The sequence below is a fragment of the Candidatus Thermoplasmatota archaeon genome, assembly GCA_038884455.1.
Lineage (GTDB): Archaea > Thermoplasmatota > E2 > DHVEG-1 > DHVEG-1 > JAWABU01.
Genome location: JAWABU010000023.1, coordinates 1 through 22,315, shown reverse-complemented (window position 1 = coordinate 22,315; position 22,315 = coordinate 1). Strand labels below are relative to the sequence as shown.

At 36.3% G+C, this 22,315-nt stretch carries 27 protein-coding genes; 14 read left to right on the top strand and 13 right to left on the bottom strand.

The window, feature by feature from the left end; all coding sequences use genetic code 11:
• Positions 1-37: 37 nt before the first annotated feature.
• The 3 genes from QXL17_05225 to QXL17_05215 are packed head-to-tail and all read right to left on the bottom strand — an operon-like array spanning position 38 to position 3,828.
• The gene (locus QXL17_05225; GenBank protein ID MEM4258536.1) at positions 38-778 is read right to left on the bottom strand and encodes a metallophosphoesterase; all 741 of its coding nucleotides are present in this window, start codon (positions 776-778) and stop codon (positions 38-40) included.
• 3 nt (positions 779-781) lie between these two features.
• On the bottom strand, positions 782-2,344 hold the full coding sequence (locus QXL17_05220) for a hypothetical protein (protein ID MEM4258535.1): 1,563 nt from the start codon (positions 2,342-2,344) through the stop codon (positions 782-784).
• Between the two features lie 23 nt (positions 2,345-2,367).
• Entirely contained in the window at positions 2,368-3,828 is a 1,461-nt protein-coding gene (locus tag QXL17_05215; GenBank protein ID MEM4258534.1) for an NAD(P)H-hydrate dehydratase, read from the bottom strand.
• Positions 3,829-3,889: 61 nt separating this feature from the next.
• Between QXL17_05215 and QXL17_05210 the strand changes: the two genes are divergently transcribed.
• The 7 genes from QXL17_05210 (at position 3,890) to QXL17_05180 (ending at position 10,058) form a co-directional block, all read left to right on the top strand.
• Positions 3,890-4,231: a nascent polypeptide-associated complex protein gene (locus tag QXL17_05210; protein ID MEM4258533.1), complete on the top strand. Its 342-nt coding sequence runs from the start codon at positions 3,890-3,892 to the stop codon at positions 4,229-4,231.
• Positions 4,232-4,255: 24 nt separating this feature from the next.
• A complete protein-coding gene (locus QXL17_05205; protein ID MEM4258532.1) occupies positions 4,256-4,576 on the top strand; it encodes a DUF167 domain-containing protein in 321 nt (106 codons plus the stop codon).
• The gene (locus QXL17_05200; GenBank protein ID MEM4258531.1) at positions 4,566-4,955 is read left to right on the top strand and encodes a hypothetical protein; all 390 of its coding nucleotides are present in this window, start codon (positions 4,566-4,568) and stop codon (positions 4,953-4,955) included. The genes QXL17_05205 and QXL17_05200 overlap by 11 nt, the downstream gene beginning before the upstream one ends.
• Positions 4,956-5,012: 57 nt before the next feature.
• Positions 5,013-6,287 carry an Nre family DNA repair protein gene (locus tag QXL17_05195; protein ID MEM4258530.1) on the top strand — a complete coding sequence of 425 codons (1,275 nt, stop codon included), beginning with the start codon at positions 5,013-5,015 and terminating at the stop codon, positions 6,285-6,287.
• Complete coding sequence (locus tag QXL17_05190; protein ID MEM4258529.1) at positions 6,284-7,081, top strand: radical SAM protein; 798 nt, start codon at positions 6,284-6,286, stop codon at positions 7,079-7,081. The genes QXL17_05195 and QXL17_05190 overlap by 4 nt, the downstream gene beginning before the upstream one ends.
• Before the next feature lie 151 nt (positions 7,082-7,232).
• Positions 7,233-8,096: a 30S ribosomal protein S3ae gene (locus QXL17_05185; protein MEM4258528.1), complete on the top strand. Its 864-nt coding sequence runs from the start codon at positions 7,233-7,235 to the stop codon at positions 8,094-8,096.
• A 126-nt stretch (positions 8,097-8,222) separates the two neighbouring features.
• Positions 8,223-10,058 carry a hypothetical protein gene (locus QXL17_05180; protein ID MEM4258527.1) on the top strand — a complete coding sequence of 612 codons (1,836 nt, stop codon included), beginning with the start codon at positions 8,223-8,225 and terminating at the stop codon, positions 10,056-10,058.
• Between the two features lie 5 nt (positions 10,059-10,063).
• Here QXL17_05180 and QXL17_05175 read toward each other — a convergent pair whose 3' ends face one another.
• Complete coding sequence (locus tag QXL17_05175; protein MEM4258526.1) at positions 10,064-10,513, bottom strand: hypothetical protein; 450 nt, start codon at positions 10,511-10,513, stop codon at positions 10,064-10,066.
• A 154-nt stretch (positions 10,514-10,667) separates the two neighbouring features.
• Between QXL17_05175 and QXL17_05170 the strand changes: the two genes are divergently transcribed.
• The 3 genes from QXL17_05170 to QXL17_05160 are packed head-to-tail and all read left to right on the top strand — an operon-like array spanning position 10,668 to position 15,294.
• Positions 10,668-12,059, top strand: a complete 1,392-nt coding sequence (locus tag QXL17_05170) for an FAD-dependent oxidoreductase (protein MEM4258525.1) — start codon at positions 10,668-10,670, stop codon at positions 12,057-12,059.
• A complete protein-coding gene (locus tag QXL17_05165; GenBank protein ID MEM4258524.1) occupies positions 12,056-13,192 on the top strand; it encodes an exonuclease SbcCD subunit D in 1,137 nt (378 codons plus the stop codon). The genes QXL17_05170 and QXL17_05165 overlap by 4 nt, the downstream gene beginning before the upstream one ends.
• Positions 13,189-15,294, top strand: coding sequence for an SMC family ATPase (locus QXL17_05160; GenBank protein ID MEM4258523.1), 2,106 nt, complete (start codon positions 13,189-13,191; stop codon positions 15,292-15,294). Before QXL17_05165 ends, QXL17_05160 begins: the two co-directional genes overlap by 4 nt.
• A 31-nt stretch (positions 15,295-15,325) precedes the next feature.
• Here QXL17_05160 and QXL17_05155 read toward each other — a convergent pair whose 3' ends face one another.
• Complete coding sequence (locus QXL17_05155) at positions 15,326-16,294, bottom strand: hypothetical protein (GenBank protein MEM4258522.1); 969 nt, start codon at positions 16,292-16,294, stop codon at positions 15,326-15,328.
• A 173-nt stretch (positions 16,295-16,467) separates the two neighbouring features.
• Between QXL17_05155 and QXL17_05150 the strand changes: the two genes are divergently transcribed.
• From QXL17_05150 to QXL17_05140, 3 genes are read left to right on the top strand one after another with little or no spacing between them, the layout of a single operon-like run.
• Entirely contained in the window at positions 16,468-17,136 is a 669-nt protein-coding gene (locus QXL17_05150; GenBank protein MEM4258521.1) for an Era-like GTP-binding protein, read from the top strand.
• A gap of 5 nt (positions 17,137-17,141) precedes the next feature.
• A complete protein-coding gene (locus QXL17_05145) occupies positions 17,142-17,519 on the top strand; it encodes a DUF2073 domain-containing protein (GenBank protein MEM4258520.1) in 378 nt (125 codons plus the stop codon).
• Positions 17,520-18,053: a Zn-ribbon containing protein gene (locus QXL17_05140; protein MEM4258519.1), complete on the top strand. Its 534-nt coding sequence runs from the start codon at positions 17,520-17,522 to the stop codon at positions 18,051-18,053.
• A gap of 48 nt (positions 18,054-18,101) precedes the next feature.
• On the opposite strand, the gene ribH is transcribed toward QXL17_05140, so the two are convergent.
• Genes ribH through QXL17_05115 form a run of 5 tightly spaced genes read right to left on the bottom strand, consistent with a single transcriptional unit; the run spans position 18,102 to position 20,420 of the window.
• Complete coding sequence (gene ribH / locus QXL17_05135) at positions 18,102-18,521, bottom strand: 6,7-dimethyl-8-ribityllumazine synthase (protein MEM4258518.1); 420 nt, start codon at positions 18,519-18,521, stop codon at positions 18,102-18,104.
• Positions 18,522-18,539: 18 nt separating this feature from the next.
• Positions 18,540-19,007 (bottom strand): riboflavin synthase, encoded by a 468-nt coding sequence (ribC, locus tag QXL17_05130; protein MEM4258517.1) that lies wholly within the window; start codon positions 19,005-19,007, stop codon positions 18,540-18,542.
• Positions 19,004-19,462, bottom strand: a complete 459-nt coding sequence (locus QXL17_05125; GenBank protein ID MEM4258516.1) for an adenylyltransferase/cytidyltransferase family protein — start codon at positions 19,460-19,462, stop codon at positions 19,004-19,006. The genes ribC and QXL17_05125 overlap by 4 nt, the downstream gene beginning before the upstream one ends.
• Positions 19,450-20,154 (bottom strand): 3,4-dihydroxy-2-butanone-4-phosphate synthase, encoded by a 705-nt coding sequence (ribB, locus tag QXL17_05120; GenBank protein ID MEM4258515.1) that lies wholly within the window; start codon positions 20,152-20,154, stop codon positions 19,450-19,452. Before ribB ends, QXL17_05125 begins: the two co-directional genes overlap by 13 nt.
• A 44-nt stretch (positions 20,155-20,198) precedes the next feature.
• Complete coding sequence (locus QXL17_05115) at positions 20,199-20,420, bottom strand: 30S ribosomal protein S17e (GenBank protein MEM4258514.1); 222 nt, start codon at positions 20,418-20,420, stop codon at positions 20,199-20,201.
• Positions 20,421-20,554: 134 nt separating this feature from the next.
• Between QXL17_05115 and uppS the strand changes: the two genes are divergently transcribed.
• Positions 20,555-21,451, top strand: coding sequence for a polyprenyl diphosphate synthase (uppS, locus tag QXL17_05110; GenBank protein MEM4258513.1), 897 nt, complete (start codon positions 20,555-20,557; stop codon positions 21,449-21,451).
• 24 nt (positions 21,452-21,475) lie between these two features.
• Here the strand turns inward: uppS and QXL17_05105 are convergent, their stop codons facing one another.
• The 3 genes from QXL17_05105 to QXL17_05095 all read right to left on the bottom strand — a co-directional run.
• Complete coding sequence (locus tag QXL17_05105) at positions 21,476-21,757, bottom strand: hypothetical protein (GenBank protein MEM4258512.1); 282 nt, start codon at positions 21,755-21,757, stop codon at positions 21,476-21,478.
• Positions 21,750-22,121, bottom strand: coding sequence for a prefoldin subunit beta (locus QXL17_05100; GenBank protein MEM4258511.1), 372 nt, complete (start codon positions 22,119-22,121; stop codon positions 21,750-21,752). The genes QXL17_05105 and QXL17_05100 overlap by 8 nt, the downstream gene beginning before the upstream one ends.
• An 83-nt stretch (positions 22,122-22,204) precedes the next feature.
• Positions 22,205-22,315, bottom strand: a 111-nt coding sequence (locus QXL17_05095) for an ISNCY family transposase (protein ID MEM4258510.1), incomplete at its 5' end; no start/stop codon positions are given.

Here is a 22,315-nt window from a genome sequence, read left to right as displayed (position 1 = left end):
GTTTTACTCGTATTATCATAGTATTATTTAAATTTGATTATTTGATATCTTTAAGTTTTCCGAGCAGCGATCCATCAAGAAGATAAACATCGGTTTGCACTCGGTTAAGGAGTTGTGCAAACGGTCCCGCAAGAGGTTCTCTGTTTACTGCAATACTACCACAAAGTCGATTGTATGCTGGAAGGACTATGATCATAGGATTTGTACGTAGATGAGCATATCGTTTGACCGAGGGCATGTTTATGGTTTTTCCACGAAGCCAACACGGCTCATATGTTTTATATCCCTGACGATCTGTGAATTGGATGCTTGGATGGGTATGCCCTATGATAATACATTCTTGAGCCAAAAGTTCTTGTTTCGGCCAACGATGCCCATGGATAAAACCAATATTTTGAAGAATGCACCCATCTGAGGGATGAAGAATGATACCTGGTGGTAACAGTGCTTTGATGCCTCCGTCATGGTTACCTGGAACAAGGTGAACCGTACTATACTGCTGCATTAATACAAGAAGGGTTGATATCTCTTTTTGTTCATGATGTGTTGACGTAGGAATTGTATGTTTGATGTCACCGAGAAGTAGGACATTTTTCGGTTTGTACTTTTTGAGTAATTGCATTATTTGCTGTGTTATTTTTTTTGTGTGTGATGATATATGAACACCCTGTCGGTAGAATTCATGTTCAATGCCAATATGGAGATCAGCGATGACAAGAATTTCATTCTTTTCAATGAGTAATGCAGGTTCATTAGGTATTGGCTGAATCTGTAACATAGTTCACCAGATATGAAAAAATTTTCCAGGCTGAACCATCAATAAAACAAGATTCAGCACGACTTGTGTGTACAAAACAGCAAAAATCAAAATCCCGATTAGACTGATCCCTTTGTAAATTCCTTTACCTCCCTGGACACCAATAACTCGAAAGACTGATTGAATAAAAAGTCTGAGTGGCACAGCAAGAAAGAGATAACCAGAAAGCCAAAGTATCATTTGAAAGACAAAAAGGATGAAAACTATCAATGGGGGAGCATGGTTCATAAGTGTTGATAGCAGACTGAGACCAAGTTGATATTGTAGTTCAAAATCAACAAGTACAAAGATAACAACGAGGAAAACAATGTGGAAGACGAGTGAATATTTTTTTAATGATTGATCGAGAGTTTCTTGATAGATGTTACGAGGATAGAACCGAACAAGGACATACGATATCAAACCAATGATCCATATCAAGATGATAAACGTCAGCAGGTAGAAACCAGCATTATTTTCTGTTGCCGGGGTATAGAGATGATCATCTAGAAAAAAGAGTCTAGATTCACCATGGATATGGGCTATTGATGATTGATTGCTCGCTGAAATAGTCACATTAATTTTGTTAGTTCGTGCAAAACCAATATTTGTTAATTCGTGAAGGTTTTCATCAATATAAACAGCATGGTGAGGTTCGATAAGAATCAGATTACCATTAATAAACGATGGAGCAAGATCAATCAAAACATCAAACTCGTGGATCTTTTCCATAAACGACGAGGCATTCATTGTTTTTGTTATGTTGGTGGTCTCTGAAAGGAGATGGGGAATGTCAATATGATGTACATCTGCAGGTGCTATGAGGCAATGAATAGTCTGTGGCGTAGTTTGCGCTATGATAGGAAAAAGATACAGCGGCGATTGCTGCGTATAAATAAAATCTGCATCTTCTAAGAGTACGATCGAATCTAATTGCGTTCCTTCCCAGAGGATGTCCCCGTTGTCAGCCATAATTTGAAGCGTACTATTCTCATACAATGGCATGAGAAACGCTTGTTCTCCTTGATAGTGTAACGGTAAATTTGATGATGAGAGCACAGCTAAAAATGTATTTTTTACTCCGGAAATATCAAGGGTCAGTTGCGCAGTGATTGCATATTGAAGATTTGAATTAATCTCAAGAGTTCCGTACGATGTTCCAAGAAGAAAGGGATGATCGTCAGAGCGAATCGTTACGTCAGAAAATGTCGGTGCACTTTTTATGATTTCTAGAACGTCAAGAAATGACGCCGAAGATAATTCTTTTAGATTCAGAACTTTAACTGTATTGACATCTTGAATTATACATGGTCCAAATATAGGAAAAACAAAAATCTTATCTACAAGCAGATTTTCAGGAAGATCAGTATATAAAAAACCTTGAAATGTACCTGTTATCTGTGTTTTTCCTGTAAAAACCGCTGTTGTTGTTGGACGTAGGTCATCTTCAATAACAAAAACTGGTGAAAAGATATGCGAAACACCAAGCAGTACACAAATTGCTAAAATAAGGATTGTACCAATAAAAATCCATGCTCGTTTCTGCATACGATTCATCGATAACCGCGTCGTTATAAATATTTTTTCAATACCTCTGGAATTTCATCAATGATATCAGTTGCTAGAAGACCATACGATTTTTTCTTAAACGCTAAGTTCCCAGCCTCACCATTAAGAAAAGCTGCAATCCGTACTGCGTGGAATGGTTGTACTCCTTTTGCTAATAGACAACTGATGATTCCTGCAAGAACATCACCAGTACCACCAACCGTCATAGCCTCATTGTGAACAATATTTTGTTTATGATCAAAACCATTACTAAGAATGTCAATCGGACCTTTTAAAAAAACCGTGATACCAAGCGTACGCGCCCATTCATCAACAATCTTAACCCGAGTCATGACGTCAACAGGAAGTTCAACTCCTGTGAGTTTTTGAAATTCGCCGGCATGAGGCGTGACAACAGTAGATGTATTTTTCAGTATATCACGATGTTTACCAACAACAGATATTGCATCAGCATCAACAACAAGAGGTTTTTGTTCTGCAACACACAGTTTAAGCAGTTGGTAAATAGCATTTTCGGTTTCATGTTTGCTTCCTAAACCCGGACCGAGCAAAACCGCAGTACAATGGGGAAGAAATTGTTTAATTTTAGAAATATCCTGTTCTTTGAGATACTCATCAGATAAATCCTGGACAATGAGATTTGGTGAAAACGAAGCAACGATCGACCAAGATCGTTGTGGAGTTGCAATATATACAAGATCTGCGCCTGTTCGAAGACATGCTAAACCCGCTAGAGCAGGTGCCCCTGTATATGGTCCCCCACCAATGATCAGAACAACGCCATTCTCTCCTTTATGGGATTGCTTTTTTGGACGAGGATAATATACTGATACATCTCCAGGTCCAACGTACTGTACTGCTTGAAGAGGGATACCGATATCAGAAACATGAATATAACCTGAATTTTCGTGATTCATACCTTCTTTCATATCATGAAAAGTAATGGTAAAATGAGGTTTAACTGAAAGGTTTGTTCCGAATCCGGTTGGAACATCAACTGAGATGATTGTCTTATCGTGTGATGAGTTAATTTTGTGGACAAGGATGGAATATGGCTCTCGAAGTATTCCTTCGACACCGATACCTAGAAGGGCATCAACGAGGAGTTCATGATCACGAATAAGATCATCAACTTGATTAAAATCATCCAAAGTGTATATACGGATTCCTAGTTGTTTCACCTTTGTGTAATTTACTTGAGAGATATCTGTCTTCATTTCATCAGCTGCAAGAAAGACCGATACTTTCGCATGTTGCTCATGAAGATATCGAGCAGCAACCAAACCATCGCCACCGTTATTTCCAGACCCGCAAAATATGAGAATCTTTTTATGGTCAAGTTTAAATTTTAATGCAATAAATTCTGCGACTGCCTTGCCGGCATTCTCCATAAGTTGACTGGTTGGCACTCCAAAATACTCAGCATTTCTATCCAAAACATGAATTTCTTTTGCGTTGAGCATACCAAAAGTGTTAAACGATTAGAAGGCTATATATCCTTCGAAAGAACTGAGGGATATTCTTATGATGCCAGGACGGATAAATCCGCGTCAGATGAATCAGATGATGAAACGGTTAGGTATCAATGTTAAGAATATTGAAAATGTTCAGAAAGTAATCATTCAAACCGATTCAAAAGAGTATATTTTTGATCAAGTTGAAGTAACTGTCATGGATGTTCAAGGGCAAAAAACGTATCAGATCATGGGCACTCCAAAGATCATTGATAAAACGGTAGATACACAAAAAGAAGATATTAAACTAATCATGGAGCAAACCGGTAAATCTGAAGAAGAAGCACGAAAAGCTTTGAAAGAAACGAATGGCGACATCGCTGAAGCGATCCTCAAATTAACATCTTCATAAAAGAACTATTGCTGATGGAGGACTATGGATTATTCACACGCAGTACAGCAAACATCTCGAAGTGTGTTGTTAAAACTGCATATTATTCCGGGTTCAAATAAAGTTTGTTTTCCAGCGGGATATAACACGTGGCGCAAATGTATTGAAGTGAGACTTGTTTCAAACCCACAAGATAATCAAGCAAACAAAGAATTACTTAGGATTATTGCTTCTTTTTTTGCTATTCCTCTCCAAGATTTATCGATTGTATCAGGTAAAAAAAGCAGAGAAAAAATAGTCGAACTGAGAAATAGTACAAAGGAAAACGTTATCGCTCAACTGAGGGAAAAATCCAATGAATTATAAGGAAACTATAGATATTTTAGAAAAAAATATAGAAGAACTCATTGAAGAAAACAAAACAATTCCAATTATTGTTGAAGGTGAAAAAGATATTGTCGCTCTAAGGAAACTAGGAATAATCGGTGTAATTATTCAGATAAATCGAGGTTTATCAATAACTGCTTTCTGTGATAAACTGACACAGCGTTATACCAGTATTATTCTTTTAACAGACTGGGATGAAAAAGGAGGAAAATTATTTTCAATGATCAAAAAAAACCTTAAAGGCCGGGTTGAATGCATTACACGGTACCGAGATGTATTTGCGATGCATGTATCAGTTCGTACTATTGAAGGTTTACCTTCATGGATTGATACTTTGAAAATAAAACTCAATAAGTAAACGTATTACGTATGAAATATCTAGAGTAACAGACAAGGAAAATTGTCGGGGAGAAACGTGAACGAAAGGAAAAAAAGACAAACAATACTTATTCCACATAGGAAAAAATCACCGGAGGGGCTCTGTGGTCTTTGCCGTGGAACAAAATTACTCTGCGGAAAAACACGCTGCCCGGTATTAGTCAGATACCATTCAAAAATAAAAGTAAAACCATTGATCGATTCCATCCACTTAGGCGGGGCATCTCCCCCAAGTGTTTTCATAGGACGAATCGGTTATCCCAAGGTATCTATAGGTCCAATGATTCCACCTGTTATGGGTAATACTACAGAAATTGATACTCCCGAATTATGGCTTGGAAAAACTCTTGAGGATATCGTTGATTTTCGATCTCAACTCGTTCGAGGAAAATACACGGTTGATGTCTTCGATGTTGAAAACCGCAGTCATCAAGTAGAATATACTCGAGAACTTGCACTTGCAAAAAACCCTGTGTTTGCCGAAGCGTTGTTTGAAAAAAAACCATATGGAAAAACTACTTTTTATGATGAAGTACAACCCCATGGACCATCAGCACCCCTCAAAAAATTGAGCATCACCAATCCGAAATACGAACCACATCTTGAAAAAGTGTACTATGATACTGATCTAAACGCACGAGAAGCAATCATACACGTGTATAAGAACGGCGTACGGATTTCTCAGATACAACGTGCACTCAGTGTTGGCGCTTTTGGTATTAAAAAACATCGACGGTTTGTACCAACACGTTGGAGTATAACTGCTGTTGATTCTACACTCGGCTTAGAGCTCCTAAAAACAACGAAAACATATCCGTTGATCAATGAATATCGAGTATATCATGCACATCATTTTGATAACCGCTGGGTGATTATCCTCACACCAACTGAATGGCAATATGAACTTATCGAGGCTTGGTACCCAAACACTACATGGAATCCTTTTGGCAGAGACATCTCGATATATAACAGCTATGAATTTTTTGAAGGGCGCAAAACATATGCTGAAATCGGTGGTTGTTATTATGCAGCTCGTCTCGCAGTCAACGAAGCACTGCAAAGAGAACGTCGACAAGCAGGTGCTATTATCCTTCGTGAAGCACACCCAGGATATATTATGCCGATTGGTGTGTGGAATGTCAGAGAAAGTGTGCGAAATACACTCCAACAAAAATATCACAAATACGATACATTACAAGAGGCACTTCTCTATGCTTCAAAGATTTTAGCAATACCACTCTCACGATGGATAAAAAACAGTGGTGTGCTGAAACAACAACTGTTTCAAAAGCGTATCGAGGATTTTCTATGACTCCTATTGAGGGTTCTTGTAAATCTGCACTTTCCCAGTCGCATCTTCCAGGACTTCAATATGCCCTAAATCCATACCGTGGTTGCGCCCATAACTGTACGTACTGTTATGCACCTTTTGTGTTAAAAATTAACCGGCAACAGTGGCACCAAGAGATTTATGTAAAAAGAAATATCCCTCAGATACTTACCCAAGAATTAAAAAAGAAAAAACCCGGCGTCGTCGGCCTGTCTACGGTTACCGATCCATACCAACCAGTTGAAAAAAAATATCAACTAACACGGCAATGTCTAGAACTTCTTTTTGACTATGATTTTCCTGTATGCATCCAAACTAAATCTCCATTGGTGCTTCGTGATATCACCTTGCTGAGTCGCTTTTCAAATGTTGAAATTATGATCAGTATTGGAACGGAAAAAGATCATGAACGAATACTTTTAGAACCAGGAAGCCCATCAATATCAGATCGACTATCAACCGTTAGAACGTGCGCTGAAGCAGGAATAAAAACAAGTGTGTTCTTTGGTCCCATCTACCCAACAATATCTACTGAGAGAGTCGAAAGCATTATCGATCTGTTCATAGAGCACGGCGCATCTCACATTATGATCGATTCATTACATCTTAGACCAGAGCTCTGGGAAACTATAAAACATTCTCTTGAGGAAAATGAAGCGTTATTAACCGTGTTTTCAAAGTACGTTCTTGACATTAAAAATCAATATAACGCGGTAAAAAAACAAATTCAGACGTATGCAACAAAGAAAAAGTTTGAGATCGTCGATGCTTTTTGATCAAAATAAAGTATTATTCATAAAAAACCTAGAAACGCGAAAAAGAGTGGTTTTTTAAATATAGCCAGAAGGAGACACTAGTAGGATTTAAGTATAAGAACCTGTATTACAGCAAAAACTTGTATATAAATATCCTAACAATGTGATAGGTATGACGAAAGCACGAGCACGAACAGCAGCAAAGAAAATAAAAGATAAATGGCGTTCGAAAAATTGGTATCAGATCCTTGCACCAACGCTCTTTAATACAGTACCTGTAGCTGAAACACTAGCAGACAACCCTGAAAATCTTGTAGGGAGAGTTACAGAAATATCAATGCAAGATTTAACCAATGATTTTCGTAAATCACATATTAAACTATTTTTTAAAATTGAGAAATTAGAAGGAAACAATGCTTATAGCACCTTTGATGGTTCAATGCTCACTTCGGATTATATCCGAAGAATGATTAGGCGCAGGAAATCAAGAATTGATGGGGTATATGATGTAGAAACACGTGATGGTGCTCATCTCGTAGTAAAACCATTTGCCATTACTGAAAAAAGGATTCAACATTCCCAGAAAAGATTAATCCGCCATGTTATGAAAGAAACTATTGCTCGAGAAGGAAAAGCAAAAACGTTTAATGAATTTATCAGGGATGCTCTCGACGGGAAATTGGGAGGAGAAATCTACAAATATTGTAAAGTATACTATCCAGTAAAGCGGATTGAAATCTACAAAACCGAGGTAAAACGACTACCAACTGTTATTATTGAAGAAACGCCGCCCATTGAACAGAAGGGAGAAACACAACAAGAAAAAACACCAGAAGTTAAACAAGAAGAATCAATGATCGAAAAACCTCCTGAAGAAATTGTTGAAACTAAAGAACCAACACCAGAAACAGTGACAGAGATCCCCAATACTCAATCAGTACATGTTGAAACCGCAGAGGAGCCACCGAAGGAAAATTCGAAAAAGACCGCCAAAGCCAAAAAAGAAAAGAAGAAAAAGTCAAAAGAATCAGAATAGTAAAAAAAATATATGAATTTTTATACCTCGCAGTACCCTAACATCATATTTATATCTTAAATTCTTTTATATTTTTTGTTTATGCGATACACAAGATATATATTTCTATTTTTATTCGTAAGTATATTGAACGTTATACCACTTGAACAGATCAACGGATGCAAAGACATTGTTGCAGTAAACCATGCAACTCGTGGGGAGTACAACCTTTTACTTAAAATCCGTGATCCAAGTAGACCAGGTCCTCAAGTTTTATGTAGCGTTCCTACAGGTTATACATATACCTATCATCATCCGTGGAATGGGAAAAACATGAATTTTTTAGTACAACAACAATACATTGGTGTAACAACCAAGAACGATACAATTCCGAATATCGTTAAACCAGGTATGATGATCAGTACTGCAGGTATTGCATATGGCGATGCTGACACAAGTTCATTATGGCGAAATCCAACTCGATATGCATGGGATGATTTTGATTGGTTACGATATGCCTGCGAGCAGGCTGATACTGAAGATGAAGCAGTACGCCTGTTAACGCAAGAAGTCGTTGATAGCTTGCATGCATCAAGTGTTGCTGAAAATCTTTTTGTTGTTGGGCCAACCAAAGCATTTGTGATTGAAGCTGATGCTGTTCATTATTCAGTCACAAAGATTGAAGATGTACTTGTACGATCAAATTATCCTGTCAACTTATGGAAAAATCATCGCCACAATCGACTTATCTCAAAATCTTTTGACACGGTAAAAGAACTGAATGTACGAACTGGAAAAACAGTTCATCTTGGATCATGGTATGGTGTTCAGATACAAAAAATCGGTAAAGAATTTATCATTGCTCGCCAGATACCGACTGTCCAGATAACAAAGCGAGGTTTTAAATGGGTTGGTTCTCCTGTAAAAATTCTAATCAATGAACAAAAAACAGTTGGTGACTACCATGTTACCTTGCTGCAGTGCACTGGACTATCTGCCCGTATTCGTGTTGAATATGTTTTTTTTGCATGGGAAAAGAAGATAACTGATATTATCAAACAGAAAATAGGTGATATAACCCTTTTGGATATGATGAACTGGTCTCGACTACATAGTGAAGATATAGATGGATTACGTCCCATGTGTGAAGATATTTATCAGTATGAATCTTCAATGATTTTTAAAATCCCCAAAAAAGAGTATGACTGGTTGAGTAGTGGTTGGTTTGCTCCAAATCATCCGTGTTGTTCAATTTATGTACCAGTTCATGTTGAAGACGTATCGATTCATCCCGCATATACCAGTGGAGAAGCAGCAACAATAGCACTCCAGGTTCTAGAAACGTATGGACATTCTCGGATTATACCATGGATTCAAAAAATTGAAGACGTTTTTCTAGAAGCAACTGATTATTTTGAAGAAATTGCACAAACAAGATTTACGAATCAATCACTGAGACGATATTTCTTAACTCTTGTTGATACTATGATGCAAGACCAAGCATACAGAACCATGAAACTATGGACACAGTATCCTTGTATAGGTGAATCGATTGGCTCATTATGGATGAACGATTATCTCCAATCATTAATACAGATGAAACATCAAGTATTACTTTTGAACACCACACCTGGTTTATGTCAACTCAAAAAAGATATTAGTATGATCGCTGTATCATTATGTCGTTCTCATATAAATCTTGTCAGAATACTGAGAAATAACATAAGCTCTGCAGAAGAATATCTTCAAATGGGTACAAAGTGTCTTGAAAATGATCAATTTTTGGAGGGATTTGAGCATCTTGAAACAGCGTTAAATATGTGTTATATTTGTTTTGAAAGTGGCGATCCTATCGCTATAAATAAAGATTATTTCAAGTACCATGACAACAATATGAGTAATTCGCTGCATCTTGTTTTAGTCATTACCAGTATATGTCTTCTTCTATTTTTTATTATTATGAAAAAGAGACACAACGCATAAAAAAATTATCGGGTATAAATCTTTGTTATACCGCTTGATAAACCGGTCAAAGTTAACGTTTTATCATTATTTGAAAAAACATAGGAATAATCTATACTTGTTGAACTTGTACCATAGGTGATTGATAACTTACCGTTGCTAACTTTCCACGTACCAACTTTGAAGGTATCAACAACGTAGGATCCATCAGAATTAAACGATTCTTGGGAGCTTTGATATGTCCAAGTTCCAATAAATCTTGGAGTATCATCAGTTATTGACGTTTGATGTTGACCAAATGATATACCACCACTTGAAATAACGGAAAAAACGATTAAAACAATCAGTGTGTATGATAAGAAGATAGTCGGCAATAGATTTACTCTAAGAGTATCTTTCAAAGAACGCTTGTGGTATGCAGTTGTTTTTTTAGATGCAGGACTATTTTTTTTATCTTTTTTAAATAAGGTCTTCATTATGCATCCATCATATGTGCAATGCTGTGAAGGGTATTTAAAAATATAGGCTCTCGGAAAAAGAGTACGAAGTAATCAATCTCCTTGCTGATTCCTAGCTAGTAACAATATTTAAAAAAACAACAAACATTCGTTTTCTGTAGAGGTTACTCTTGTGGACCAGAATACCAACATTGTCATTATTGGATGCGGAGCTGGTGGGGGTACTGCTGCCCAATTTGCTCGAAAAACTGATCGAAAAGCCCATATAACTGTTATTGAGCAAGGAGCATATCCACAATACTCGAAATGCGGCTTACCGTATGTAATCTCTGGAGAGATACCATCTTTTAATCACCTCATTGAATTTTCTGAAGAATGGTTTCAAAAAGAACGTATTGAACTTTTATTAAAAACACAAGTTCAAAAGATTGACGTACATACGAGAACAGTTGAAACAAAGAACTGTGGAAAAAAAAATAATATTTATTATGACAAGTTGATTATTGCTACAGGAGCTCAGCCAACGATACCTCCAATTCAAGGTATCTATCGCGACAATCGACTGGTAAAAAATGTTTTTGTCTTACGTACGATAGATCATGGAAAACAGATACTTCAAGCACTCTATAACGCACGCAAAGCAATTATTGTTGGCGCTGGTTTAATTGGTCTAGAACTAGCTGATACCCTGGTTAAAAAAGGTTTACAAGTCACTGTCGTTGAAGCACTACCTACTATCTTAGCAACAAATCTTGATGAAGACCTTTCAAATCTCGTACTTCAACATATTACACAAAAAATTACTGTGTATACAAATCATATGGTAACTACAGTGAAACAAGAAAACGACGTATCAATTGAGGTCGTGTTAAAAAATCGTATCACAAACGAAGAACAAAAACTCAATACCGATATACTCATTATTGCGACCGGTTGTAGACCAGAAACAAGTTTAGCCCAACAGATAGGCTGTAAAATCGGAAAAACAGGTGGTATTATCGTTAATGAACGGTCAGAAACAAACGTATCTGATGTCTATGCCGTTGGTGACTGTACTGAATATCGTGATTTTGTAACTCGTGAACCTATCTGCATTGGTCTAGGAAGCATTGTTGTTCGACAAGCTATCGCTGCAGGTATCAACGCTGCAGGGGGAACCTATCAATTACCTAAAGGAGTTCTTTTAACAAGAACATCAACCTTTTTTGACATTGAAATCGCTGGCGTAGGTCCTATACATGACGCATTAAAAAATAAAACGGTAATTTCTGGAAAATTTACTGGTTCATCTCGTCCAGAATATTTCCCAGGAGGTAAACCAATTACCCTGAAAATTCTTGTTGATGATAGAACCGGTGTCATCGTCAGTTCTCAAGCAGTGGGAGAAAATGCAGCACAACGAATCAACGTTTTTGCCTCAGCAATTTTACGAGAAACGACAGTCGAAGAGTTCAGGAAACTTGAAACCGCGTATGCACCTCCGATTGCACCAACTCTTGATGTCATCACGTTGGTCTGTGATGTTGTTTCCCTGAAGAGAAATCGTAAAAAGTTGACCGCATGAAAATTATCCATCTTGCTGATACCCATCTAGGATATTCTGCATATCGAAAACTCACCGCGGAAGGAATTAACCAGCGAGAAGTTGACATTTATACTTCATTTGAACGGACAATTGATAAGATCATTGATTCAAAACCTGATTTGGTACTCCACGCAGGAGATCTTTTCGACGCGGTACGACCTACCAATCGAGCGATAACGATAGCGTTACACCAGATGATTCGATTATCGGAGAAACAAATTCCTGTCGTACTAATCGCAGGAAATCATGAAACACCAAAATTACAAGAGACAGGACATATTTTTAAAATATTTGACCATGTAAAGAATATTTATCCGATATACAACAATAAATATGAACTGCACACATTTACTATTGACCAGAAAAAAGTATCAATTCATGCTATCCCACAATGTCAATCTGAAGAAGAATTCAACGCAGAATTACAAAAAGTTGCTCCTGACACAACCGCAAAAATAAACATTTTTATTGCACATGCTGCAGTACCAGATTTGAAAACATTCCAAATGAATGAGTTCAATGAACTTAGTCTGCCACTAAAAAAGATATATAAAAATTTTGATTATGTCGCTCTTGGGCATTACCATACACACACAGAGATTTTTCCGAATGTCTTCTATGCAGGATCAACAGAAAGACTATCATTTAATGAAGCTCAAGATAAAAAAGGATATATCGAGCTTCATATCGAGGAAAAGATACGCCCCTTATTTATTGAGATACCTGTTCGTACCATGATCGATTTTGAACCGATCAATTGTACCAATCTTAATCTTGAAACACTTACAAAAAAAATCCATGAAAAAATTCGTACCATCGATCCAAAAGAAAAAATAATACGAATACGTTTGATAAATATTCCAAATCACGTTTACCGAGGTCTAGATATTCCGTCTATTCGGGAACTTTGTAAAGGCTGTATTCATATCGAAATTAAATCTGAATTCAAAAAACAAGATATACCAGGAGTATCTGAAAATATAAAACTCGAATCATTAGCTAATGAATTTCAAAAATATATGAAAACACTAAATATTCCTGAAAAAGAAAAAATCAAAAAGATTGGTCTTGAATATATCACTAAAATTGAGTCAATTGAAAGGGAAAAATGATTCTAAAAACACTACACTTACAAAATTTTAGAAAATTCCATGATGCGTTTCTTGAGTTTCCCGAGGGAATAACTTGTATTGTTGGTTTAAATGGTGTTGGAAAATCAACGATCATCGAGGCGATTGCATGGACATTATACGGTCCGGTAGCTGCTCGTACCCCTGCTGAACAAATTAAACGTGAACACGCTCAACCATCTGAACCGTGTCGCGTTGAACTTGAGTTCATATTCGAAAATGAGTTATATAAAATCACTCGAGAGATGACCGGGAAGAACTTATCTGCATCTGCAACAGCGGTGATGAATGGAAAAATCGTTGCAGAAGGTGCAGAGATAGTTACAAAGTTTATACAAAAAAAATTAAGCATGGATTACAAATCTTTTTATACATCAATTTTCGCTAAACAAAAAGAATTAAACACATTATCATATATGAATCCAAGCGAACGTAGGCCATTAATTCTTCGAATGCTTGGTATAAATCAAATCGATGAAGTCATTTCAACGATGAGAACAGAAATAAAAAGTACAACAGATGTTATCCACGAACTAGAACATCTTATTGTTGATAAATTTGGTAATAAAAAAACTGAACAATTTCAAAAAGAGACTCATGTATTAGCTAAGAAAAAAGAAGAGACCGAAAAAACACTCGACCAGCTCATCAAATTAATTCAAGATGAAAATACGAAATTACAAAATCAAGAAAAAATCGTTCAATTAAAGAAAACAGAGTACGAAAAATATCAAAAAACGAAGACAGAGTTGGAAGAAAACAAAATTTTGTATGACCGAAAAAAAACACTAAAAAGTGAAATACAAACTCTAGAAAATAAAATAAAAGAAAGAACTGCAATAATCGAACAACAAAAAACAGAATTAAAAAAATTTGATCAGTTAAAAAAAGATATTGAAAAACTTCAAAGAGTACAACAAGAAAATATCAAAAAAAGTCAAGAGATGATACAAAAAATAGAAGCGGCTCGATCAGCAATAAAACAACAGCAAGAAGAAGTCAGTAAGCTGAAACAGAAAAAAAAGCAAATCGAAAAAATCGGACCGTCAGCCCATTGCCCAACCTGTGATCAAAAACTTGACAAGCAATATCCAAAATTAATAAAGAAATTTACCGAAGAAATAATGAAACATAACAATGCTATCGAGGTATTACACCAAAAGATTACATCGTTTGAACAAGAATATGCGACCATAAATAAAGAACGAATCGCCCTTCAAAAAAAACAGATCTATTTGCAAAATCAAGAGATAACTCGAGAAAAAATATTAACATCAATCGAAAAAAACAGTGAAGAGATTGCAGAGCAAGAAAAAGAATTACAAAGTAAAAAACAACTTTTAGAAAAAGTAACTACTTTAAAATTCAATGAACAACAGTATCTAGACATTAAACTCGCCGTTGAAAAAACATACAGAGAATATCACTCTTTATTAGAAAAAATAACAAACATCAAAGATAACATAGAAACACTGAAAATTCAAAAAGAACGAAAAGAAGGAGAAAAAAATATTATTCTTTATGAAATAAAAAATCTTCAACAAAAAATAACTGAACAACAAAATCTTGAACAAAAGATAACCAAAGAAAAAAACACAATACAAGATCTAAAAATGACGTATGAGATAATGACTGCTTTTAGGACGTATTTAATTTCACAAATCCGACCACTTTTATCACAATATGCATCAGAACTTTTCGAACAGCTTACTGATGGGAGATATCATACTATTGAACTCGATGAAGAATATAATATTTTGATTCATGACAATAATATTCCTTACAAAATTCAACGGTTTTCTGGAGGCGAAGAGGACCTTGCAAATCTATGTATCCGGTTAGCTATTTCTGAAGTTTTAACACAACGTGCAGGTAGTATTTTTCGTATTATTATTCTTGATGAAATTTTTGGTTCACAAGATATCAACAGGCGCCAAAATATTATCCAAGCTTTACAGAAACTTTCAGAGAAATTCAAGCAGATATTTCTAATTACACATATTGAAGAAATAAAGAATTATACTCAGAGCGTTATTGCCGTCGAAGAAGATGAAAACGGGATTAGCTCAGTAACGATAAAATAAAAAAAGAAAATAAAAGAAAAAAGCGCATCTATTAATGGCGCCATCGTAATCGACGGCGTTTTTCTGGCATGGTTGTTGCTGGTTGTTCTTGACTTGATGTCTCTATTGAAGTCATTGTCTGCCCAAGAGAAGATGGCTGCGGCTGATTTGTTTGAGTCATACTTTTTCTGAGATGATCAACAGAGGTAAAGAGTTTTGAAAATAGTTCTTCATTGGAATCAAACCATTCCTGCCATTCTCTGATCTCCTGTTTGAGTTGTTGATTTTCTGCTTCTGTTTCTTCATATAATTTAAACAATTTTGTAAGTCGATCTTTTTCTTTTTCAAATTCGTGAGAGAGCTCCTCAAATTTAGTTTTAAATTCTGCGAATTGTTCAAATTTTCTAAGTTCTTCAACACGGTTTTGAAGAGAACGGATAATATCATCTTTGGTTTTTAGTTCATTACGCAGATTAGTTGCTGTTTGTTCAAGTTGATTTCGAACAATATCTGATTGTAATGCACGTTGTCTAAATTCTTCGAGTTGTTGGAGTTCTTGTTGGCGTTCATCTAATTTTTTTGTTAATGTTGTTATTCGTGCTGTCAAATCACTTTCGAGTTGTCTTTTTGATCGATCAAGATCCTGAAGCTTTTGCTCCATTTCTGCTACCCGTTTCTCCTGAGTCGCAAGTTCTTCTTCCTGACTTTTATATGCTTCCCAAAGTTTCACAAGACGTTCTTTTTCTTTTTCTAGCTCCTCACCATATCGTCGTGCTCCTTCTGCAGCTTCATCGCGCATACGTTCTGCTGCTGAAAGCCGCTCCTCAAATTGTTGGATCATACGGCTAAAATTCTCAACACCTTCTAATTTTAATAAGCTTTGAACTCGAGCAAGTTCTTCCATGCCTTTCGAAAAAGAGGTTTTAATTGAGTCGAGTTCAGTTGAAGCTTTTTGGATTCGATCCATAAAAATATTTTGAGGATCTTTTAACATTCCGCTTTCCTTATTTTTTTCTTCCATTATAATTAGCCTCCCATCTTTATTGGGTTATATGATAATATTATTGTTGCTATATAAGAGTTGTTATTTTTAAAAAAAATTAACGTATATAGAACATTCAACCACTAAACTAATAAACTACAATCAATATACATTTTTTCATATTTGAAAAAAACTTGGAGGGAACTATAGGGATGGGAATATTTGACCGATTTCGACAGAATCGTTTTGCGACAATGATACAAAAAATTTTTGGAAAAAAACATGCAAAAATAGGAATATATGGTCCACCAAATGTTGGGAAAACTACTCTTGCAAATCGAATTTTACGAGATTGGACTGGTGATATCATGGGTAGTGTTTCTGAGATTCCTCATGAGACCCGACGAGCTAAATGGAAAAATAATATTAAAATAAATAATGGGGGGTCTTCACTTGTCATGGATCTTGTTGATACTCCTGGTATTGCAACAAAAATTGACTACAAAGAATTCATGAATATATATGGAATGAATAAAGAGGAATCACGTTCTCGTGCAAAAGAAGCAACGGAAGGTGTCATTGAAGCAATTCGATGGCTTGAAGATATCGATGGTGTAATTCTTGTGATGGACTCAACCCAAGATCCGTTTACTCAGGTTAATGTAACGATTATTGGTAATCTTGAAGCTCGGAATTTACCGATTCTTATCGCAGCAAACAAAATTGACGCAGAAGACGCAAGCCCCGCAACCTTGAAAGCAGCATTCCCCCAGCATCCTGTAATTCCAATTAGTGCTTTAACCGGATACAATACAGAAACATTATATAGCATGATGGTAAAAGAATTCGGGAAACGACGACAAAAGAAACAGCGGAGATGATCGATATGACGAAGAAAGATATCGGAATATCATTTCATTTGGTTTCTAAACAAAAATTAAATGAGTTGTCATCCGCTGATAAATTAAGATATATTATGAGTGAAGTAAAAGATGGAAGGATTCTTGTTCTTGAACAGGGACTAACACCAAATGAGCAAGCAACGCTAATCGAGCAAACCATGAAAGAAATTGATCATGATACCTTCATTGGCATCGAAATGGAAGGATATTCTGAAGAAAAAGCCAGTTTCATCCAGCGAGTCTTTGGAGTGATGAAGAAACCGCGTATGACAGTTATTGGCCCAGCCCATCTATTAAAGATGGTTCATAAAGACAATGATCTTATTGAAACAATTATTATACCAGGGAAGGGAACACAATAGATGCCACATCAATGCCTGAAATGTGGTCATGTCTTCGAACAAAATTCAGCACAGTTGTTAAAAGGTTGTCCTGATTGCGGAGGTAGTCGATTTTTTTTCACTCTAAAACCTCTAGATGAACAAGAGAGAAATGCTATCAGCCAAGAGATGAGCAATGATATTACAAAAAAAGTTATCGATATGCTTGTTGAACAACATAAAGATAAACTTGATAAAAATGGAAAATGGGTATCGATAAAATCAAAAGATATCCGTAAGTTTGTTGAAGAACAACTCAATGAGACGATTCAAGAAAAAACAAAGACTCACGAAACACCAGATATTATGGATGATAATTTTCGAAATGCTAGACTGGAAAAAATAAAAAAGGAGGCAGAACAGTCACAAACACCTGAAACTATTGATATCGAACATCCAGGACGATATAAAATTGATCTAAAAGGACTACTCGAAAAGGAACCAATTGTCATCCAAAAAGATGGTTCATATACGATTCATTTACCATCGTTGTTTAAAATGATTGAAAAAGAATAAAAGATACTCCTAGAACTATATCTCTACTTTCTAGGAATATTAACTGTTTTATAGTTTCAACCGTTGATGAAGTTTGACGACCGTTTCAACTGCTGCTTTTGCGTTCTCAATTCGATCTTGAGCTTGTAACCGAGTCATGCCTGGACCGCTAATCCCAAAACCTATTGGTTTACCAAATTCAACAGCAAGATCCGCAATTTTCCGAGCAGCATTCTGAATGACGATTTGATCATGTTCTGTTTCTCCCTCAATAACAGATCCTAAGGCGATAACACCATCAAGGTCTTGCCGCTCAAGAAGTTTTTTTACCGCAAGTCCCATATCAAAAACACCAGGAACTTTGACGATGTGTGTTATTTCAGCACCTAGAAATTGTGCGTGTTCTTTAGCTCGTTCCAACATCATCATATTAATATCGTAATTGAATTCAGCTACAACAGCTCCGATTCGTATTTTATCATGTACCATATGTTTCCTCCTTATTTTTTATTCTTGAATTGATCCGACATCTTTAAACCCTTGACGAAGCCCTCGTCCAGCATTTTTTGTTAGTTTTTCTGGTTTAAAGAGCAAATCTAAAACATTTAATGCATGTTCTCGAGTTCGTTGTTCTGCAAGCCATAAGAGCTCACGTTCATTTCGTGCTTCATCTTCGTGAACAAACACCTCAATAATATGTCTATTACATAAAAGTTGAGTTATTATCAGTCCAAGGCTTGCCTCATGAGCACATTGCTTATCGATACTTTGAGCTCCGGGCATTCCCAGTGCTAAAACAATATCGCAGTTTTTTTCGTCAAATAGTTTTTTACAAGCAACCGGCAAATCCTTTATTCCGGGTACGGTATATCGTTCAATCGTGAATCCAGTTGCATGACTCTGCAATTCATCAATAGCTGCTTGCGCCATATCATACCGGGCAAAGGTAGTATCAGCTATGCCAATCTTTTTCACGAGTGCTCAACACGCTCCATCTGTTTTTGAAATTCATATGCAGAAATAATCTTTTGAATAATTCGACGTGTCCCTTCAAGATCACTTCCGCCATCATATTTTTTCAGCCGAACAACACGAGCATTTAGCGAACGTTTCCTTAACTCATGAACAATCTGATGTTCATTATGAACTTGGTCATAGCCAAGTGCGATGATATCAGGTTTAAGTTCTTCAACGATTTTATACATATCGTGTTCATAGCCAATATAAGCATCATCTACCATTTTAAGCTCTTGAACAAGACGTAATCGAATTTCCTGCGAATTGATCGGTTCATGTTTCAATTTTCGAACAGTTGCATCATGAGCAACAACAACAATGAGTTTATCACCAAGTTTTTTTGCCTCTTTAAGGTAATATATATGTCCAAGATGAAGCAGATCAAACGTACCTGTTGCCATTACCGTGACCATTGTTTCCACGCCTTAATGATTTCAGATCCTTCGAGGAATAGTAAACCATGTTTTTGAGCATATCGTTGTGCATCTCTTTTTGACAGAGCATGACCAGAATCACCCATAATCTCACAGCCAGTACCTACTGGAACAATACCTGCCATCTGGAGCAGAGCAACAACCAGCTCAGTGTGTCCTCTCCGCTCTTGAAGGAGGTTTTGAGATCCAATGCAAATCGGAACATGACCTGGCGATCTAAATTCTTTCCCAAATTCTTCAAGTGCTTTTCTACTCTCAAGTGTGTTGATTTTTTCGGCGAGCTCTGAAAATTTTTTAATCGTCAAACTACGATCATTATCAGTGATTCCAGTGAATGTTTTTCGATGATTGATATACAGTGAAAAAGAAGATTTGGTATCATAGGGTATATCCGTTGGTTTAAGCGCTTTAAGCACCGGATACGAGTCTTCTAGAGATGCATATATATCTGCTAGAAACGGAAGTTGCAATTGCTGGGCAAGCGGATAGGATATCATAAGAAAAATAAGGCCGCCTCCATCCTGTCGCATTGTCTGAATATCCTGTGGTGTAATAAATTGTGCTGCTTTGACAAAATCTGTTTCAGTCTCACGGTCATCATGATCATACACTAAAACAAATTTTCCTTGTCGAAGATCATTCAGAGCGTGCTGCACATGAGATGTCATCATATAGAAAAAGACGGAAAAAGGTAATTCAGATAAATATTAGGTTGTTACTCAGAAATGGGTCGATTTTGACGTGGTTTGTTTCTTGAGGCAAGATACCGAGTGATATATCCTGCTATTTGATTCCGAATAAGTTTACTTGAGGTTTCAACAAGATCTGCTACTTTTTCTTTATTGTGCTGAAAATCATCATATTTAAACTCATTTGGAAACGTCTTCACTAAATCTATTGCTGTGCTCTTTATATGAGTATGCCGAATATTTCCCAGAAGGATCACCCTGTCAATGTAGAGAGCAGGAATACTATTCACTTATTTAAACCATGCGCTTCTGAAAAACAGGGTAACCCACGTAGCATGAACGGCAAGGTTATATAAACATTAAGATTTCCAGAATCGAGAGGATGAACAGTATTTCAAAAAAAGCATTACTGAAAACTGTTGCAGATAAAAAAATCAACGAACTCGAACAATATGCTCTTCGAAGTTATACTGGAAAAAAAATTTTAGCAACATTGTATCATTCACCAGCCTATCGTTTTTTTTCAAAAAAGATAAACGAATTTCGAAATTATCGATTACTCGAAGAAATTAAAAAACAACCGGTTCCCAATCATATTGCAATAATTATGGATGGCAACAGGAGATATGCTCGAGATCTTGAGTTATCCCCTGAAGCAGGTCATCTTTTAGGACGAGATAAAATAGAAGAGATACTGGACTGGTGTTTTGAATTAGATATCAAAGTTGTCACTGTTTTTGCTTTTTCAACAGAAAACTTCAAACGATCAAAAAAGGAAGTTCAAACCCTTATGAATCTATGCAGACATGAACTTCAACGGGCGCTCCATGACGAACGCATTCATAAAAACAAGGTAAAAATTCAGGTTCTCGGCCATCTCGAATCACTCCCTAAAGATATTCAGAAAGCAGCAAGAACTCTTATGAGACAAACAAAAAAATATAACAAGTACATTTTTAACATCGCTTTAGCATACGGTGGCAGGGAAGAAATTGTTCAAGCAATCAAAAAAATTGCACAAGACGTCAAAAAAGAAAAACTAAAAATTGAAGAGATAACGCAAAAAACTGTTTCATCGTATTTATACACCCAGGGACTACCTGATCCTGACTTGATTTTGAGAACATCTGGTGAAGAACGCATTTCTAATTTTTTGCTCTGGCAGCTCGCTTATTCTGAACTTTATTTCTCGGATGTATATTGGCCAGCATTTCAAAAAAGAGATTTTTTAAATGCTATTTATACGTATCAACAGCGTCATCGACGATATGGAACATAAAAACTTGTCAACAATCTGACGTATCTAAGAATGATGATCTGATTCTCTAGGATCTTCAATTTCTTGTGCAATTGTAGCTAACTTGACAAATTGACGATGCATGAAAAAAAGGAAAAAACTTCCTCCAAAAAAAAGGACAGCAAACGCTAAGATACCATCAAGATATGAGTCATTGATTGGTATGGGTTGGAGTAACCATAGGAGAAAATAGAGACTGATGAGAATTACGCCAATAAAAAGAAATATTTTATACAGTAGACCGGTATGAAAATCAGTATATGGCGAATACGTTCGTGTTTTAATCATCTATACTGTCCTTTCCCAGCTTCAATGCATTTTCAACTTTACTTTGAAGCTCGGCGAGCTTCTCACGACTACGACCTTCTTGTTTTTCTAAAGTTGTTTTTCGAAGTTCGAGAGATTCTTTATTTTCTAAAAGATCCTTTTTTACGTCATCTTTCCCTTTTGTTCTAATTAGCAAAGCACCAACACTCTTATAAATCGGTGTTTTCTCGGTTGTCTGATCAAGTTCCTTAAGTGCATCATCGATTTCCTTAAGTTGTAGCTCTGTTTGTTGTCGTTGTTGCATAATCAATTGTACTTGCGATCGTAGTTGTTGCAACCGAGTGATTTGATCCTGTAACTGGGGCGACATTCCTTCATTAGTCATAGAACTATTTCACCTTGATGTTAGCAGCTGTAATGGATGGCTGTATTTTTAAACGTATGCATTAAAAAGACATTGGGACAGAATTAATCCGGGCGTATTCTTGTGATAAAAATATTGTGAAAGAATGCGGTAGAAAATAATGCTATTTCTCGTCGATCTTCTCGTTTCTGTCTCACCAGACCGCCAAAACGTCT